This window comes from Gordonia prachuapensis, from assembly GCF_036350515.1.
GTDB classification, from domain to species: Bacteria; Actinomycetota; Actinomycetes; order Mycobacteriales; family Mycobacteriaceae; genus Gordonia; species Gordonia prachuapensis.
Genome location: NZ_JAZDUE010000012.1, coordinates 169345 through 184212, shown reverse-complemented (window position 1 = coordinate 184212; position 14868 = coordinate 169345). Strand labels below are relative to the sequence as shown.

Here is a 14868-nt window from a genome sequence, read left to right as displayed (position 1 = left end):
TCAACACCAACTCGATCTTCGGTCGCCCACCTGCCATACCCCAGGATCCCACGCCCGAGCAGCCCGTTTGCCGCGCAACATCCCTCCGTTACAGTTATTTAACGAATTTATGGCGCAGGACACTAGCGGCTCGGGCTACTCAACCACCGGGTATGGAGCGCGTCCTTCTCCCGCTGATCGAGTAGCGGCGAACGAAGTGAGTCGCGTATCGAGATCAACCACCGGGTGTGGAGCGCGTCCTTCTCCCGCTGATCGAGTAGCGGCGAACGAAGTGAGTCGCGTATCGAGATCAACCGGCGGGTGGTCAGCGCGTCCTTTTCCGCGTATCGAGATCAGGCGTCCCACCACGGACGCAGCGGAAGATCGTTGTGCCCCTTGTCATCCAGCTTGGTGGCCAGGACGTGATGTAGCTGGACGATGTCGCGTTCGAATCCGATCCGGCAGCCGGCCATGTACAGACCCCACAGGCGGGCGGTGCCTTCGCCGACCTCCTCGACAGCCTCGTCCCAGTGCTCGACGAGATTGCGGTTCCAGTCACGCAACGTCATCGCGTAGTGGTCGCGGAAGTTCTCCTCGTGCACCACTTCCATACCGCCGACGTCCTGCAGCTTGGAGATGATCTTGCCGGAGCCCGTCAGCTCGCCGTCGGGGAACACGTACCGGTCGATGAACGAGCCGGCGCGCCCCCGTTTGTGGTTGTCCGGGCGGGTGATGCAGTGATTGAGCAGCATGCCGCCTACCCGCAACCGGTCACGGATGAAGGTGAAGTAGGCCGGGTAGTTGCTGACACCGATGTGTTCGGTCAGTCCGATGGAGGAGACGGCGTCGAAGCCGGTCTCGGTGATGTCCCGGTAGTCGCAGTGCCGGACCTCGGCGAGGTCGGCCAGCCCCTCCTCCACGATCGCCTTCTGCGCCCACTCCGCCTGCTCGGCCGAGAGCGTCGCGCCGATCACCTTGACGCCGCGATGCGCCGCATAGCGCACCATTCCGCCCCAACCGCAACCGATGTCGAGGAGGCGATTACCCGGCTTCAGGCGGAGCTTGTCGAAGATGAGTCGATACTTGTTCTCCTGAGCCGTTTCCAGCGACGCGTCGAGGTCGGGATAGACCGCACATGTGTAGGTCATCGACGGCCCGAGCACCCATTCGTAGAAGGTGTTCGAGACGTCGTAGTGGTAATGGATCACCTCCGCGTCGCGGGACTTGCTGTGCCGCAGGCCATCGGTGAACCGACGCCACCGCGGGAGGGCCTCCTGCGGCGGCGGCGCGATCGGACGGAAGTGTTCGATGCCGAGTGACCTCGCGATGTGCGCCAGGGTCAGGGGGGAGGGCCGGACGAAGTTGAGATCGGAGGCCAACGCCTGGAGCGCACCGTACGGATCGCCCGGATGCGCTCCGGTGAGTTCGAGATCGCCGGAGATGTAGGCACGAGCCAACCCGAGGTCGCCGGGGGCGGTGACGAGGTAGGTGGTACCGCGGGAGGTGGCGAGGTGCAGGCCGAACTCGGCGTCCTCGGGTCCGGCGGCGCTGCCGTCGTAGGCGGTGATCCGCACGGTCAGTTGACCGCCCATGAGCGCCTCGAAGATCTGGGCCAACGTCATCTTGTGCTGCGCAGAGGTGCCACCGTTGTGCAGCGAACTGTCCTTGAACGTGGTCATTGTCGTTTCACCGCTTTCGCATACAGGTCGAGCAGACGGCCCTGGGGGTCGTACCGCTTCTTGAGGAGTCGATAGTTCTCACCGCCATAGAGCTCATCGAACTCGTCCGGCGCATAGAAGGACTCGGAATAGAGCGATTTGTGACCATCGAGCTCGGCCACCGTGCGTTCGATCAACTTGTTGGCGTGTCCGGGATCGCCGGGCGTGACCGGTACCGCCGACCAGAATCCGACGTTCACATACGTGCGTCGGGGTTCGAGAGGATAGAGCGGCCACGGCCGCACCGCGTCACTGTTGGGTAGGGACGGTTCCCGTAGCCTCAACGGGCACAACCAGATCGGCTCGATCGGGATGTTCTCGAGGAACCACTCGAGGTAGGCCGTGGTGTTCTCGATCGGGACCTCGATGTCCTGTACGACGCGCTCGTTCGCCGGTTGGCCCTTGCGGGCGTTGAGCCTGTCGGCGATGTCGAAGCGATGGTCGAGCCCGATCAGCTTCCAGTAGAAGCTGCTGCGCAGCAGCTTCTTCGGCCAGAACCGGCGGATTCGTGGGTTCTGCGCGCCGAAAGCCCGTGAGCACCAGAACCAATCGGTGTCCCAACGCCACAGATAGTCGTGGATGGTCAGCCGATCGCGGGTTACACCGTCGCGATGCTGGATCGAGCGATAGTAGATGTTTCGCTTCGTGTAGTCGCTGGTGGGGCCGGGTTCGTCCGTCTGACGTCCCAAGGTCAGGTAACACTCGTCGGCGGTGAACACCACACCGTCGAGGTAGTCGACCCGCTCGCCGTCGTAGGAGCCGTCGTCGGCGATCGCCGCCATCGTCTCCTGCAGGTCGTCGAGCCGATGGAATCGGACGTGCCGCAATGCGACGTACGGTGCGACCTCTTCCAGCTCGATCTTCAGCCGCACGGAGTATCCGAGGGTGCCGTACGAGTTCGGGAAGCCGAAGAACAGATCGGCCTTGTCGTTGGTGGGGGTGGCGGTGATGATCTCGCCACCGCCGGTGAGGATGTCGATCTCCAGCACCGACTCGTGCGGCAGGCCGTTGCGGAACGACGTGCTCTCGATGCCGAGCCCGGTGACCGCACCGCCCAGCGTGATCGTCTTCAGTTGGGGCACGACTTTCGGTGCCAGCCCATACGGCAGTGTCGCGGCGACCAGGTTCTCGTAGGTGCACATCCCGGCGACGTCGGCGGTCCTGGTGGACTTGTCGACGGAGATGACCCGGTCGAGGCCGGACACGTCGAGACCCGGATGTGGGTTGGTGGCGCGCTGGCGGAACAGATTCGACGTCTTCTTCGCCAGACGGACCGTCGCACCCGGAGGAATGGCACGGTAGCTGGACAGAAGGGTGGCGACACCCTCATCGAACGCCTGCGCACCCATCTCCAACCGGTCCGAGCTCACTTGGATAGCCTAGGACGTGAGTTTGTGCCCCGCCAATCAGTTCGAAGGAGAACACGCCGTGGGTCAGGTTTCCGCAACCCAGTCGATCGACATCGCCGCCGCGCCGGATGCCGTGGTCGCAGCGCTGGCCGACTACAACGAGGTGCGGCCCGCCATCCTGCCCGCGCAGTACCGGGACTACAAGGTCCTCGAGGGCGGTAACGGCGAGGGCACTGTCGTCCACTGGATTCTGCAGGCCACCGAGAAGCGCCAGCGCGACGTGAAGGCCACCGTGAACGTGGTGCCCGACACGGTGACCGAGAACGACGAGAACTCGTCGATGGTGACCACCTACGTCGTGGCGAAGGCGGGTACGGGAAGCAAGGTCACCACCACGACCACCTGGACCGGTGCCGGCGGCATCGGCGGGTTCTTCGAGAAGACGTTCGCGCCCAAGGGGCTGAACAAGATCCAGGCCGAACTGCTCGGCAATCTCAAGAAGCGCCTGGAGAGCTGACCCGCCGTCGTCGCCGAGGCCTCGCCCCGCCGCTGCCGCCGCGGGACGGGGTGGATGCGACCCGCGTCGTGTTGCGTTCCGGCGCCGACCACACCGTCGCCGACTGTCTGCTCGCGACGCGATCACTGGCCGGACTGACGATCGATGATCTGGCCGAACGTGCCGAACGCGGGGAAATCGTCGACGCGGAGGGGCGGGCGGTACGTCTCGACGATCCGGCCCGGATGAATACGTCGGTCTATCTGTACCGGGACCTGCCCGACGAGCCGCCGATCCCGTTCGACCTGACGATCCTCCATGTCGATGACGACATCGTCGTCGTCGACAAACCACACTTCCTGGCCACCATGCCGCGCGGCCGTCACGTGACGCAGACCGCGCTCGTGCGGCTGCGTCGTGAACTCGGGACAGACCTGGTGTCACCGGCGCATCGGCTCGACCGTCTGACCGCCGGGGTGTTGCTCTTCACGCTGCGGCCAGAGGCTCGCGCGAAGTACCAGGCATTGTTCGCCGAACGTCGGGTGAGCAAGCAGTACCGTGCCCTGGCCCCGGTCCGTGACGACCTCGCGACCACCGTCACCGTCGCCGATCGGATCGAGAAGACCGCCGGTGACCTGCGGGCGCGCGTCGTGCGGGGCGAGGTCAACGCCATCAGCGATATCACGCTGATCGAGCAGACCGCGGCCGGCGGCATCTACGACCTCCGACCGCACACCGGGCGCACCCACCAACTCCGCATGCACATGGCGCAGCTCGGCGTCGGTATCGTCGGCGACCCGCTCTACCCCGAGATACGGCCTGACCTGGCCGAACGTCCGGACCACGGTGACTTCACGCAACCGCTGCGGTTGCTGGCGCACTCGCTCGCGTTCGACGACCCGCTGTCGGGGGAGCGTCGGGAGTTCGTGTCGGGGCTCCCGGTGGTCGGGTAGTCCTTCCGGTGGTTCCTTTCCGGTGGTCCCCTACCGGTGGTCGGGTAGCCCAGGTGGTCCCCTTCCGGTGGTCGGGTAGCTCAGGTGGTCCCCTTCCGGTGGTCGGGTAGCTCAGGTGGTCCCCTTCCGGTGGTCGAGTAGTCCGAGGCGCTAGCCGAGGACGTATCGAGGCCACGTCACCGGATCTCGATACGCACGCTCACTCCGTTCGCGGGCTACTCGATCAGCGAGTGGGGACGCGGGCTACTCGATCAGCGAGTGGGGAACGCGGGATGCTCGATCAACGACGGAATGTAGCCTGACCGAATGGCCATCCAGGCGACCTACGAGCGGCACCCTGACCTCGGTTGCGAGGCCGTCGTGTTCATCGACGACGAGTCGATGGCGTGCTTCCAGATCCAGCGGGACCTCACGGGCGGGCCGCGCGCCGACGAATACTGCGTGAGCACCGGCGCCAGCGCACCTGTCTACGGCGCCATCACCCAGTGGCGACGCGTCGACGACAGGTTCGAGTTCGCGCTGACCAGCCGCGCGGGACGGCTGTTCGGCGACGAGGTCCTCTCGTTCGTCGTCACCCCGGGTGACGGTGCGACCGTCGACGAACTCGCCGAGCACGTGGATCGATTACTTCGGTGAGACGGCGATACAGTTGAGGACGTGACTCAACCTTTCGACCCCAGCGCACTCTTCGGCGGCGGTGAAGGCGGCGACAACCCGATGGCCGGGCTGCTCGCCCAGGCCCAGCAGATGCAGGAACAGCTGCTGTCCGCTCAGAACGAGATCGCGGCGGCCGAGGTCACCGGATCGGCCGGAAACGGCCTGGTCACGGTGACCGGAAACGGAACGGGCGAGGTCACGGCGGTGACCATCGACCCCAAGGTCGTCGACCCCGACGACATCGAGACGCTGCAGGATCTCGTTCTCGGCGCCCTCGCCGATCTGTCGACGAAGCGCGAAGCGCTCGCGCAGGAGAAGATGGGGCCGCTCGCCGGAGGTCTCGGCGGCGGAATTCCCGGCCTCGGCCAGTAGGCCGCCATGTACGAGGGCCCGATCCAGGATCTGATCGACGAGCTGGCCAAACAGCCAGGTCTCGGTCCCAAGGGTGCGCAACGCATCGCCTTTCACCTGCTGGCGGTGGAGAACAAGGACATCGACCGGCTGATCGCTGCGCTGGCCCGGGTCCGCGACGACGTCACCTACTGCGCGGAGTGCGGCAACGTGTCGGCGAACGCGCTGTGCCGGATCTGCTCCGACGCCCGACGGGACGCGACCAAGATCTGTGTCGTCGAGGAACCCAAGGACGTGCACGCCATCGAGCGCACCAAGGAGTTCAACGGCCGATACCACGTCCTCGGCGGCGCGCTCGACCCGTTGTCGGGCATCGGACCAGATCAACTGCGTATCCGTGAGCTGCTCAAACGTCTGGCCACCCAGGAGGACGGCAACGACGTCACCGAGGTCATCGTCGCCACCGACCCCAACACCGAGGGCGAGGCCACCGCGACGTACCTGTTGCGGATGCTGAAGGATTTCCCGGGGTTGTCGGTCACCCGGCTGGCGTCCGGGCTGCCGATGGGTGGCGATCTGGAGTTCGCCGACGAACTGACGTTGGGACGAGCGCTGTCGGGCAGACGGATACTCGCATAACCCGGCAGGTCTGCTACAGATAGACCCGTGACGCGTCGGGGAAGAGTTCGCACTCGTTTGCTCGCAGTGACCGTGGCGGTCGGAAGTGCACTGGGAATGACGGCGTTGCCGCAGGCCCACGCGGTTCCCGAGCAGAGACTCGACTGGGGGCCGTGCCCGGCGATCCACTTCGCCGCCCCCGAGGTGCGATGCGCGACGGTGCAGGTGCCCCGGGACCATGCCAACCCGTCAGGGCCGACGATCGACATCACGGTCAGCCGCCTGGCAGCTCGCGACCCCTCCCGCAAGCGTGGGGTGCTGATCGGCAATCCGGGTGGCCCCGGGGGAGACGCGGTCGGGATGTTCTCGGCGCTGCCGATCCCCGATGCAATGCGGGACGAGTGGGACCTCGTGGCGGTGCAGCCACGCGGGCTGCTGTCATCGACACCAGTGGAATGTGCGCCGGCCGCCGAGGCAGGGCCGTTGGCGGGAATCGTCGCCGCCGGCGCGGTCAACCGGGAACGCTGCGACCAGAGTCGCCCTGGCTATGTCCGCACTCTGACCACCGAGAACACTGCCCGCGACATCGGGGTGGTGCGTCAGGCCCTCGGCGTGGAGCGGGTGAGCCTGTACGGCATCTCCTACGGGTCGTTGCTGATGTCGACCTACGCGACGCTCTACCCGCGGCACACCGACCGGCTGATTCTCGACTCCGGTGTGAACCCGGAGCTGGTGTGGAACGGTGTGCTGGCGTCGCAGACGCCCGGGTACAAACGCCGAGTCCACCAGATGATGGCGTGGATCGCGCAGCGCGACAACATCTATCACCTGGGTCGCACACCGTTGGCGGTCTACCGGAAGTGGAGTGCGAAGGTCGCCGAGGAGTCCGGTGTGCCACCGTCGCTGGCCGCACCTCCCGCACAGGTGGGTGATGTGCCGCCCGGTCTGCGCGCGGTGGCCGGCCAGTACCTCGCGGGGGTCAACCTCACCGCGGAGGCCCGCGCCGAGTTCGAGAACCTCATCGCAACACTCGTGGTGCCCGGTGGGCTGCAGGCGAATTCCTCGCTGCTCGGCGTCACCCGACAGGCTGCGCCCGACCGCAACGCATGGCCGCTGGTCGCGATGCGGATCGCCGGTCGGGCCCAGCCGCCCTCCCAGCCGGACCCCGACATCGTCCGAATCCTGACGAACCTGCAGGAGATGCAGGCGTTGATCCTGTGCAACGAGAATCAGGTGCCGGCGCAGCCGTGGCAGATCCCGGGCTCCCTCTACGCGAACTACCTCGTCGCCGACATCTTCGAGGCGCCCGGCCTCTATTACCAGTCCGGCATGGCATGTGCCGGCGCACCTGCCGTCACGCGGCCGGTGGCCCTGCGCAACCGAGGGCTTGCGGTGCAGCCGTTGCAGATCCAGAGCCTCGGCGATCCGCAGACCCCGTACGGCGAATCGTTGGTGATGCAACGTCAGATGCGTAGCCATCTGATCACCGTCGGGGGCGGTGACCATGGGCAACTGGGTCGGTCCAACCCGCCCCTGGATCGCGCGATCGTCGAGTATCTGAGATCCGGACGTACTCCTGTCACAAGGGTTCCCGAGCCGCCGATCGTAGCGTCACTGACCGATCCGCCGCGAACCGGGATCGGAACCGTCAGATGATCGACCCGGCGATCGGTCGTCGGCTCGACGATATCGCGAACGAGATGGACTCCGGGATCGTGGCCATCGACGGCCCGTCCGGGGCCGGCAAGTCGACGGTCGCCGACGCTTTGGTATCCCGCCTGCGCGCCAACCGAGTCGGGGTGCAGCTGATCCGTACCGACGACTTTGCCACCTGGGACAACCCGGTCGCCTGGTGGCCGGAGCTGGAAACCGATGTGCTGCAGGCGTTTGTGCGGCGACATGACTATCACTTCCGTCCCCGGGTGTGGCGTGACGGCGTCCCCGAGCCGGGACGGTTGGTGTGGCTGCGCTGGGAACCGCTCCTGATCATCGAAGGGGTGTCGTCGGCGCGACGGCGGATCGCCCCGCGTTTGACACATTCCCTGTGGCTCGATGGTGGGACCGCCGCGCAGCGGCTCGAGCGCAGCGTCGCCCGCGACGGTGAGGGATCGCGGCCGCAGCTCGAGCAGTGGCAACAGTTCGAGCGTGGATGGTTTGCGGTGGATCGCACACGGGAACGGTGTCGCGTCCTGGACTGAGGTCGCCGACGTCCACGCGCACTCTCGCTCCTTCAGGCCGGCGGCATTCATCGCGAGCATGAATGAATCCGACGAAACTCTGTCCTGGTCTGCGGCATCATCGGCGATACGATGGGGCTTCCGGCAAAGTGATGCCGTGCCAAGGATTGTCGATGCCAGGAGCTTCTCGCATGGTCGCGTCGCACACGCGCCCGCACACCGCCACAGCGGTTCTCGACCCTGACGATGATCGGTCGGAGAGGCCGGCCGCTCGGATCGCGCGCCCCCGCACCGTGCTTCGTGACGTCGGTCCGGCATACCTACTCAACGGCGTCGTCGGTCTGATCTTCTCGGCCTCGGGGCCGGTGGCGATCATCCTCGCCGCCGGCGCGGCCGGCGATCTCAGCGCGGCGGAGCTTTCGTCGTGGATCTTCGGGGTGTTCGTCCTCAACGGTGCGTTGACCGCGGTCGCCAGCTGGGTGTACCGGATGCCGCTGGCGTTCGCCTGGACCATACCGGGAACCGTGTTGGTGGGCGCGTCGCTACAGCACCTCGCCTGGGCGGAGGTTCTCGGCGCATTCGTCCTCACCGGTGTGCTGATCGCGGCGATAGGGTTGACCGGGCGGGTCCGTGCCTTCATGTCGGCTCTGCCGACCCCGATCGTGATGGCGATGGTCGCCGGGGTGTTCCTGCAGTTCGGCGTCGACGTCGTGACGTCGGTGGGCACCGATCCGGTGGTCGCGGTACCCGTGGTGGTGGCCTTCTTCCTACTCAGTTGCCATCGCGCGCTGAGGCGTTGGATGCCGCCGATCATCGGGGCGTCGCTCGTCGGGATCGCCGCCGTCGCCGCCTCCGGTCAGTTCGACCTCGAGAGGACGTCGTCGGACATCTTCGCGGCGCCCGTCGTCCAAATGCCGGAGTTCACGGTCCGCGCCATCGTCGAGTTGGTGATCCCGCTCGCGATCACCGTCATCGTCGTACAGAACGGGCAGGGCGTCGCCGTACTGAGGTCTGCGGGGCATCGGCCGCCGGTCACCGTGGTGACGGTGGCCTGCGGGGTGATGTCGATGCTTGCCGCCTTCATCGGTTCGATCTCGACGTGCCTGGCGGGGCCGACCAACGCGATTCTCGTCGCCGACGGTCGCCGTGAACGGCAGTACACCGCAGCGTTGACATTCGGCCTGCTGGCAGTACTGGTCGGTCTGTTCGCGCCCGCCTTCGTCGCGGTGATGCTGGCGATGCCGGCCGCGTTCATCGCGACCGTCGGTGGTCTGGCTCTACTGGGCGCGTTGCAGAACGCGTTCCGAGCCGCGTTCTCGGGCGGCTTCACCCTGGGCGCGCTCGTCACCTTCCTGGTCACCGTCTCCGATCTCACCGTGCTGAACATCGGTGCCCCGTTCTGGGGTCTGGTAGCCGGCGTGGTCGCGGCATGGCTCGTCGAACGAAACGACTTCGGCGCATCGGAGTCGCGTCCGTAGGGTTGACTCATGGGCGCCTATCGCACGATGGCCGCGCTCGACAGTGACCTCATCGACTGCCGGGCGTGTCCACGGCTGGTGGAGTGGCGTGAGCAGGTGGCCCGCGAGAAGCGCGCCGCGTTCGCCGACCAGACGTACTGGGGGCGACCTGTCCCGGGCTTCGGGCCGGTCGACGCGCGGGTGCTGATCCTGGGGCTGGCGCCGGCCGCACACGGGGCCAACCGGACCGGGCGGATGTTCACCGGAGATCAGAGCGGGGACGTGCTGTTCCGGACGCTGCACGAGGTCGGGTTGGCGAGCCGTCCGACGGCCGACTCGGCCGACGACGGCATGCGGTTGTTCGGGGTGCGGATGACGGCCCCAGTGCATTGCGCTCCGCCGCAGAACAAGCCGACGATTGCCGAACGTGATCGCTGTGCTCGGTGGCTCGACGCCGAACTCGCCCTGCTGGCGCCGACTCTGCGGTCCGTGGTGGTGCTCGGTGCGTTCGGATGGCAGGCCGGCCTGCGGGCGTTCGGAGATCTCGGGTGGATCGTCGAGCGGCCGAAACCCAAGTTCGGCCATGGTGCGCGAACAGTGATCCGCCGCGACGAGGCGGAGTTGGCGGTTTTCGGGAGTTATCACGTGAGTCAACACAATACGTTCACCGGACGGCTCACACCCGAGATGCTCGCCGACGTACTTCGCGCTGCCGCCGCGCACGCCGGACTGGCGACCAAGCCTCCACGGGACGGACGGGACGGCGGGTAGGCTTCGGGGAGTGGTGGCAGTGTCGTCGCGGAAGGGAGCGGGGCCCGAAGCATGTGGGATGTGATCACACGATGGCTCGGACGCAGCCCCTCGTCAACCTGCCGGTGCGGGCATCCGCGGGATGCACACACGCACTACCGGGCCGGTACCGACTGCGCGATCTGCGGTCCGACGGTGTGCGCGCGGTTCCGTCCCGATCGATCGCTGCGGTGAGCTTCGCGGGCCCTTCGTGACGACCCTCCGCAGGCTCCGGGTCTCCTCAGGGACCGGGGGTGGCTAGCCGCGACGGCCGGCGGCCAGTCGCTCCCTGCGAAGCCGGTCGACCTGCGGAAGATCCAGCGGTGCAAGCGAATCGGTCCCCATCGCACGCGTCAGCAGATGGTCGGCGAGTTCCGGATTGCGGGCGAGCGCGGGACCGTGCATGTACGTGCCGATCACCGATCCCTGCGCCACTCCTTCGGTGCCGTCGCCGACGCCGTTGCCGACACCGTGCCGCACCTTCGCCAAGGGTTGGGCATCAGCGCCGAGAGTGCTTCCGCCACGGTGATTCTCGAAGCCGGTAAGTGGAGCGGTGAGACCGTCGACGACCGGCTCGGTGACCAGTTCGCCGATGCTGCGGGTGTCCTGGGGCGAGGTGGTGAGGTCGAACAACGAGATCCCGTCCACCCGTTCGCCCGCCGATGTCTCGTACCAATGGCCGAGAACCTGGATCGCTGCGCAGATCGCCAGCACCGGGCGGCCGGCAGCCGCCGCGCGCTGCAGCCCCGGGTACCGGGTGAGGTGTCGGGTGGCCAGGCGCTGCGCATAATCCTCGGCACCGCCGAGGGTGTAGACGTCGAGTGAGTCGGGTACGTCGTCGTCGAGGGTGATCTGGACGATCTCGGCGTCGATGCCGCGCATCAACGCGCGCTGACGCAACACCAGCGCATTACCGCCGTCGCCGTAGGTGCCCATCACGTCGGGCAACACCAGACCGATGCGCAGGGTGGATTCGCTCATGACCCGGCCCCCTTCAGGTCGGCGCCGCGGGCACGCTCCGCGCGTTCGAGTGCCACGCCGAGATCGCGGAATGCGGTGTAATTGGCGAGCACCTCCACCCGGCCCGGTGGGCAGGATGCGATGGCCTTCATCGGTTCCGGGATCGTGGTGTGTTCGGCGCCGGCATAGAGCAGGCGGACCGACAGATCCGCGGCTCTTTCCCCGGCCGCCACCACCTTCATGGTCTCGAACGCCTCGAACCGCACATCCCACAACCAGGACAGGTCCTCGCCGTCGGGGACCTGTCCGTTGACTGCGATCACCAATCCGTCGGCGTCCTGGTCGATCATCGACAGCGCCTCCTGCCAGCCGGCAGGGTTCTTCGCCAGCAGCGTCCGCACCGAGTGATTGCCCACCTGATGGGTGCCGTAACGGCCGGCCACCTCGCCGACGGTGCCCACCGCCGCAACGGCTTTCGCCGGGTCGGCGCCCATCGCGACGGCAGCGGCGACGGCCTGGGTCGCGTTGCCGCGGTTCGCCCGGCCCGGCACCGACAACGTCATCGGCGCGACGAAACCGTCTGGGCCATGGATGTTCTCGTCGTCGAACCACCAATCGGGGGTGGGGCGGCGGAAACCCTCGTCGCCGCTGGAATACCAATCGACGCCGGAACGGATGATGGGCTCGCCGGTACGCGGACAGCTCACCGAGTCACCCACCCAACTCGCACCCGCCGCGACCCACACCACCTCCGACGCATCGAACGCCGCGGACGTGACCAGCACGTCGTCGCAGTTGGCGACGATCGTCATCGACGGATGGCGGGAAATGCCCTCCCGCAGACGGCGTTCGATCATGTTGATCTCTCCGACGCGATCGAGCTGATCGCGGGAGAGGTTGAGCATCACCAGAACCTCGGGGTCGACGGCGTCGCTGACGTGGGGCACGTGCAGCTCGTCGACCTCGAGCGCGCAGATCTGCGCCGCCCGGTGCAGTGTCAGCGTCGCGATGATGCCGGCGTCCATGTTCGCGCCGTCGGCCTGCGTGGCCACCTCGCCGAGTTCGGAGAGCGCCGCGGCCGTCATCCGGGTCGTCGTGGATTTGCCGTTCGTCCCGGTGACCAGTGCGGTGCGCTTACCGGCGGCCAGCCGATCCATGATGTTCGGGTCGATCTTCGCCGCGACCAGGCCGCCGATCATCGATCCCTTGCCACGACCTGCGGTTCGCGACGCCCAGCGTGCCGCCGACGCTGCAGACAACGCGAGGGTGGTGCGCAGCGGGACACGGGTGCCGTCGGACATGGCACGAGTCTGACACAAGCGCCCCACGGCAGGCAGATCGTGCGTCGGCGGTACGCTCGCGGGCGTGAGTCAGGCCACAGCGACGTCGCCCTCGTTCCTCGCCCGCATGCAACGCGGACTGATGCGGTCCGCCGGGCACATCCCGCCGGCGGTGCTGCGGTTCGCCGGCCAGTGGGGGCGGGTCAACGCCGACGGCGACCGGTTGTCGCCGGAGATGGCGCTGACGGGACTGATCGCCGACAAGGTTCCGGCGTTCGCGCTCACCGGCAAGCCGATCGCCCGGGCGCGCGCCGACGTCCTCGCCAACGCGGTCACCCTCGCGGAGAAACTGCCGCCGATGGCCGTCGAGGAAGACCTGCTCATCGACGGTCCGGGCGGCCCGATCCCGGCCACCCGCTACCGAGCCCGGGTGGACTCGGTCGGCGTGGTCGTGTTCTTCCACGGCGGCGGTTTCGTCCTCGGGGACCGGGTCAGCCACGACAACCTGGTGCGCAGGCTCGCCCTGTCGACCGGCGCCGACATCCTCTCCGTCGACTATCGGCTGGCCCCCGAACACCGGTTCCCGGCAGCCGTCGACGACGCGGTCGCGGCCTGGCGGTTCGCCGTCGACAAGGCGCCGCACTGGGGTGTGGCACCTGACCGGGTCGCGGTGGCAGGTGACAGCGCCGGCGGCAACCTTTCCGCGGTCGTCGCCCAGCAGGTCCGCGACGACGACGTCACACCGTGCCTGCAGATGCTCATCTACCCGGTCGTCGACGTGTCGAGCAAGAGGCCGTCGCGCCTCGAGTTCGCGTCCGGCCTGTACCTGACCGACGCGGACGTCGACTCGTTCACCGACGACTACGTCCCCGACGTCGAGCAGCGCACCGACCCGCGCGTCTCACCGCTGCTGGCCGACGACATCTCCGGACTCGCGCCCGCGTACGTGATCGTCGCCGGGTTCGATCCGCTCCGCGACGAGGGCATCGAGTACGCCGACCGGCTGCGCCAGGCGGGCGTTCCGGTGACGCTCGATCGAGCCGGCGGCCTCATCCACGGGTTCGCCAACATGACGCTGACCAGCCCTGACGCGCGCGCCGCCGTCGACCGGATCGGCGCCGCGCTGGCGTACGCGTTTCGCTGAGCGGCGCGCCGACGACCCTGGCGAGGCCAGCACTCCGGCCGCGCAGCCGGCGATCACCGTGGCCGCACCCAGCAGCTCGACCCACGTGGGCACCTCGCCGAGGATCGCCCACGCTGCGGTGATCCCGACGATGGGCACCAGCAGCGACATCGGGGCCACCCGACTCGCCGGATACCGCGACATGAGGTGAATCCACAGCCCGGATCCGACGACCGTCCCGAGCACGACCGTGTAGGCGAGCCCGGCGATCGCCAGCAGGCCGGTGTGCGAGGCGACCGTGGACAGCGCCTCGATGCCCGCGGTCGGTCCGTCGAACACCAGACTCATTAGGGCGAAGGGGATCGGCGGGACGACCGACATCCACAGGGTCATCCGCAGCGGGTCGTCGCGGTCGGAGTCGCCGCCCTGCACCGCGAGCCGCGAGCCGATGTTGCCGAATGCCCAGCCGAGGCCGGCGGCGACGGTGAGCAGCATCGGGACGATCGCGGCGGCGCCGACCGACGCCTCACCGGCGCGGGAGATCCCGATCGTCACCATGCCGCCGACGGCCACCGCGATCCCGATCACCTGCAGCAGGCTCATGCGCTCGCGCAGGAAGACCACACCGAGCAGCACGGTGAACGGCGCCGAGGTCTGCAACACCAGTGACGCCAGGCCGGTCGGCATGCCGAGATCCATCGCGAGGAACAGGAACGCGAACTGGACGAACCCGAATCCGATGGCGTACAGCAGAAACCACGTCATCCGGACCTTCGGGAACCGGACGAAGACGATCACCGGAATCGCCATCACCGCGAAGCGCAGTGCAGCTGTGAAGAATGGCGGGAAGTGGTCGAGGCTGAGTCGGATGGCGATGAAGTTCAATCCCCACAGCACGACCACGCAGAGTCCGAGGAGTCGATCGCGGATGGTCACGAGGATCAGCGTGCCGATCGAATCT

General features: G+C 67.4%; 14 protein-coding genes and 1 pseudogene. 10 read left to right on the top strand and 5 right to left on the bottom strand.

Annotated features, from left to right (window positions below; translation table 11 throughout):
- Window positions 1-332: 332 nt before the first annotated feature.
- Complete coding sequence (locus tag V1Y59_RS15695) at window positions 333-1658, bottom strand: class I SAM-dependent methyltransferase (protein ID WP_330505884.1); 1326 nt, start codon at window positions 1656-1658, stop codon at window positions 333-335.
- Complete coding sequence (locus V1Y59_RS15690) at window positions 1655-3046, bottom strand: FAD-binding oxidoreductase (protein ID WP_330505895.1); 1392 nt, start codon at window positions 3044-3046, stop codon at window positions 1655-1657. Before V1Y59_RS15690 ends, V1Y59_RS15695 begins: the two co-directional genes overlap by 4 nt.
- Window positions 3047-3125: 79 nt before the next feature.
- Here V1Y59_RS15690 and V1Y59_RS15685 point away from each other — a divergent pair, with 79 nt between their 5' ends.
- The 9 genes from V1Y59_RS15685 to V1Y59_RS15645 all read left to right on the top strand — a co-directional run bounded on the left by V1Y59_RS15685 (window position 3126) and on the right by V1Y59_RS15645 (window position 10526).
- A complete protein-coding gene (locus V1Y59_RS15685) occupies window positions 3126-3563 on the top strand; it encodes an SRPBCC family protein (protein WP_330505883.1) in 438 nt (145 codons plus the stop codon).
- A gap of 50 nt (window positions 3564-3613) precedes the next feature.
- Complete coding sequence (locus V1Y59_RS15680; protein WP_330505882.1) at window positions 3614-4495, top strand: pseudouridine synthase; 882 nt, start codon at window positions 3614-3616, stop codon at window positions 4493-4495.
- Window positions 4496-4801: 306 nt separating this feature from the next.
- The gene (locus tag V1Y59_RS15675) at window positions 4802-5131 is read left to right on the top strand and encodes a hypothetical protein (RefSeq protein ID WP_330505881.1); all 330 of its coding nucleotides are present in this window, start codon (window positions 4802-4804) and stop codon (window positions 5129-5131) included.
- Window positions 5132-5152: 21 nt separating this feature from the next.
- Window positions 5153-5524, top strand: coding sequence for a YbaB/EbfC family nucleoid-associated protein (locus V1Y59_RS15670; protein WP_330433361.1), 372 nt, complete (start codon window positions 5153-5155; stop codon window positions 5522-5524).
- Between the two features lie 6 nt (window positions 5525-5530).
- Entirely contained in the window at window positions 5531-6142 is a 612-nt protein-coding gene (recR, locus tag V1Y59_RS15665) for a recombination mediator RecR (RefSeq protein ID WP_330505880.1), read from the top strand.
- A gap of 96 nt (window positions 6143-6238) precedes the next feature.
- Window positions 6239-7777 (top strand): alpha/beta hydrolase, encoded by a 1539-nt coding sequence (locus V1Y59_RS15660; RefSeq protein WP_330505894.1) that lies wholly within the window; start codon window positions 6239-6241, stop codon window positions 7775-7777.
- Window positions 7774-8319: a uridine kinase family protein gene (locus tag V1Y59_RS15655; RefSeq protein ID WP_330505879.1), complete on the top strand. Its 546-nt coding sequence runs from the start codon at window positions 7774-7776 to the stop codon at window positions 8317-8319. The genes V1Y59_RS15660 and V1Y59_RS15655 overlap by 4 nt, the downstream gene beginning before the upstream one ends.
- 170 nt (window positions 8320-8489) lie before the next feature.
- Window positions 8490-9776, top strand: a complete 1287-nt coding sequence (locus tag V1Y59_RS15650; protein ID WP_431309187.1) for a benzoate/H(+) symporter BenE family transporter — start codon at window positions 8490-8492, stop codon at window positions 9774-9776.
- Window positions 9777-9785: 9 nt separating this feature from the next.
- Complete coding sequence (locus tag V1Y59_RS15645; protein ID WP_330505877.1) at window positions 9786-10526, top strand: uracil-DNA glycosylase; 741 nt, start codon at window positions 9786-9788, stop codon at window positions 10524-10526.
- A 276-nt stretch (window positions 10527-10802) separates the two neighbouring features.
- Here the strand turns inward: V1Y59_RS15645 and V1Y59_RS15640 are convergent, their stop codons facing one another.
- Together V1Y59_RS15640 and V1Y59_RS15635 are read right to left on the bottom strand one after the other, a co-directional pair.
- Window positions 10803-11525, bottom strand: a complete 723-nt coding sequence (locus tag V1Y59_RS15640) for a type 1 glutamine amidotransferase (RefSeq protein ID WP_330505876.1) — start codon at window positions 11523-11525, stop codon at window positions 10803-10805.
- Window positions 11522-12805: a MurT ligase domain-containing protein gene (locus V1Y59_RS15635; RefSeq protein WP_330505875.1), complete on the bottom strand. Its 1284-nt coding sequence runs from the start codon at window positions 12803-12805 to the stop codon at window positions 11522-11524. The genes V1Y59_RS15640 and V1Y59_RS15635 overlap by 4 nt, the downstream gene beginning before the upstream one ends.
- Before the next feature lie 106 nt (window positions 12806-12911).
- Here V1Y59_RS15635 and V1Y59_RS15630 point away from each other — a divergent pair.
- Window positions 12912-13790, top strand: a pseudogene (locus tag V1Y59_RS15630) (alpha/beta hydrolase); the annotation flags it as partial.
- Here V1Y59_RS15630 and V1Y59_RS15625 read toward each other — a convergent pair.
- Complete coding sequence (locus V1Y59_RS15625) at window positions 13686-14843, bottom strand: EamA family transporter (RefSeq protein WP_330505874.1); 1158 nt, start codon at window positions 14841-14843, stop codon at window positions 13686-13688. The pseudogene V1Y59_RS15630 and the gene V1Y59_RS15625 overlap by 105 nt on opposite strands.
- Window positions 14844-14868 lie beyond the last annotated feature (25 nt).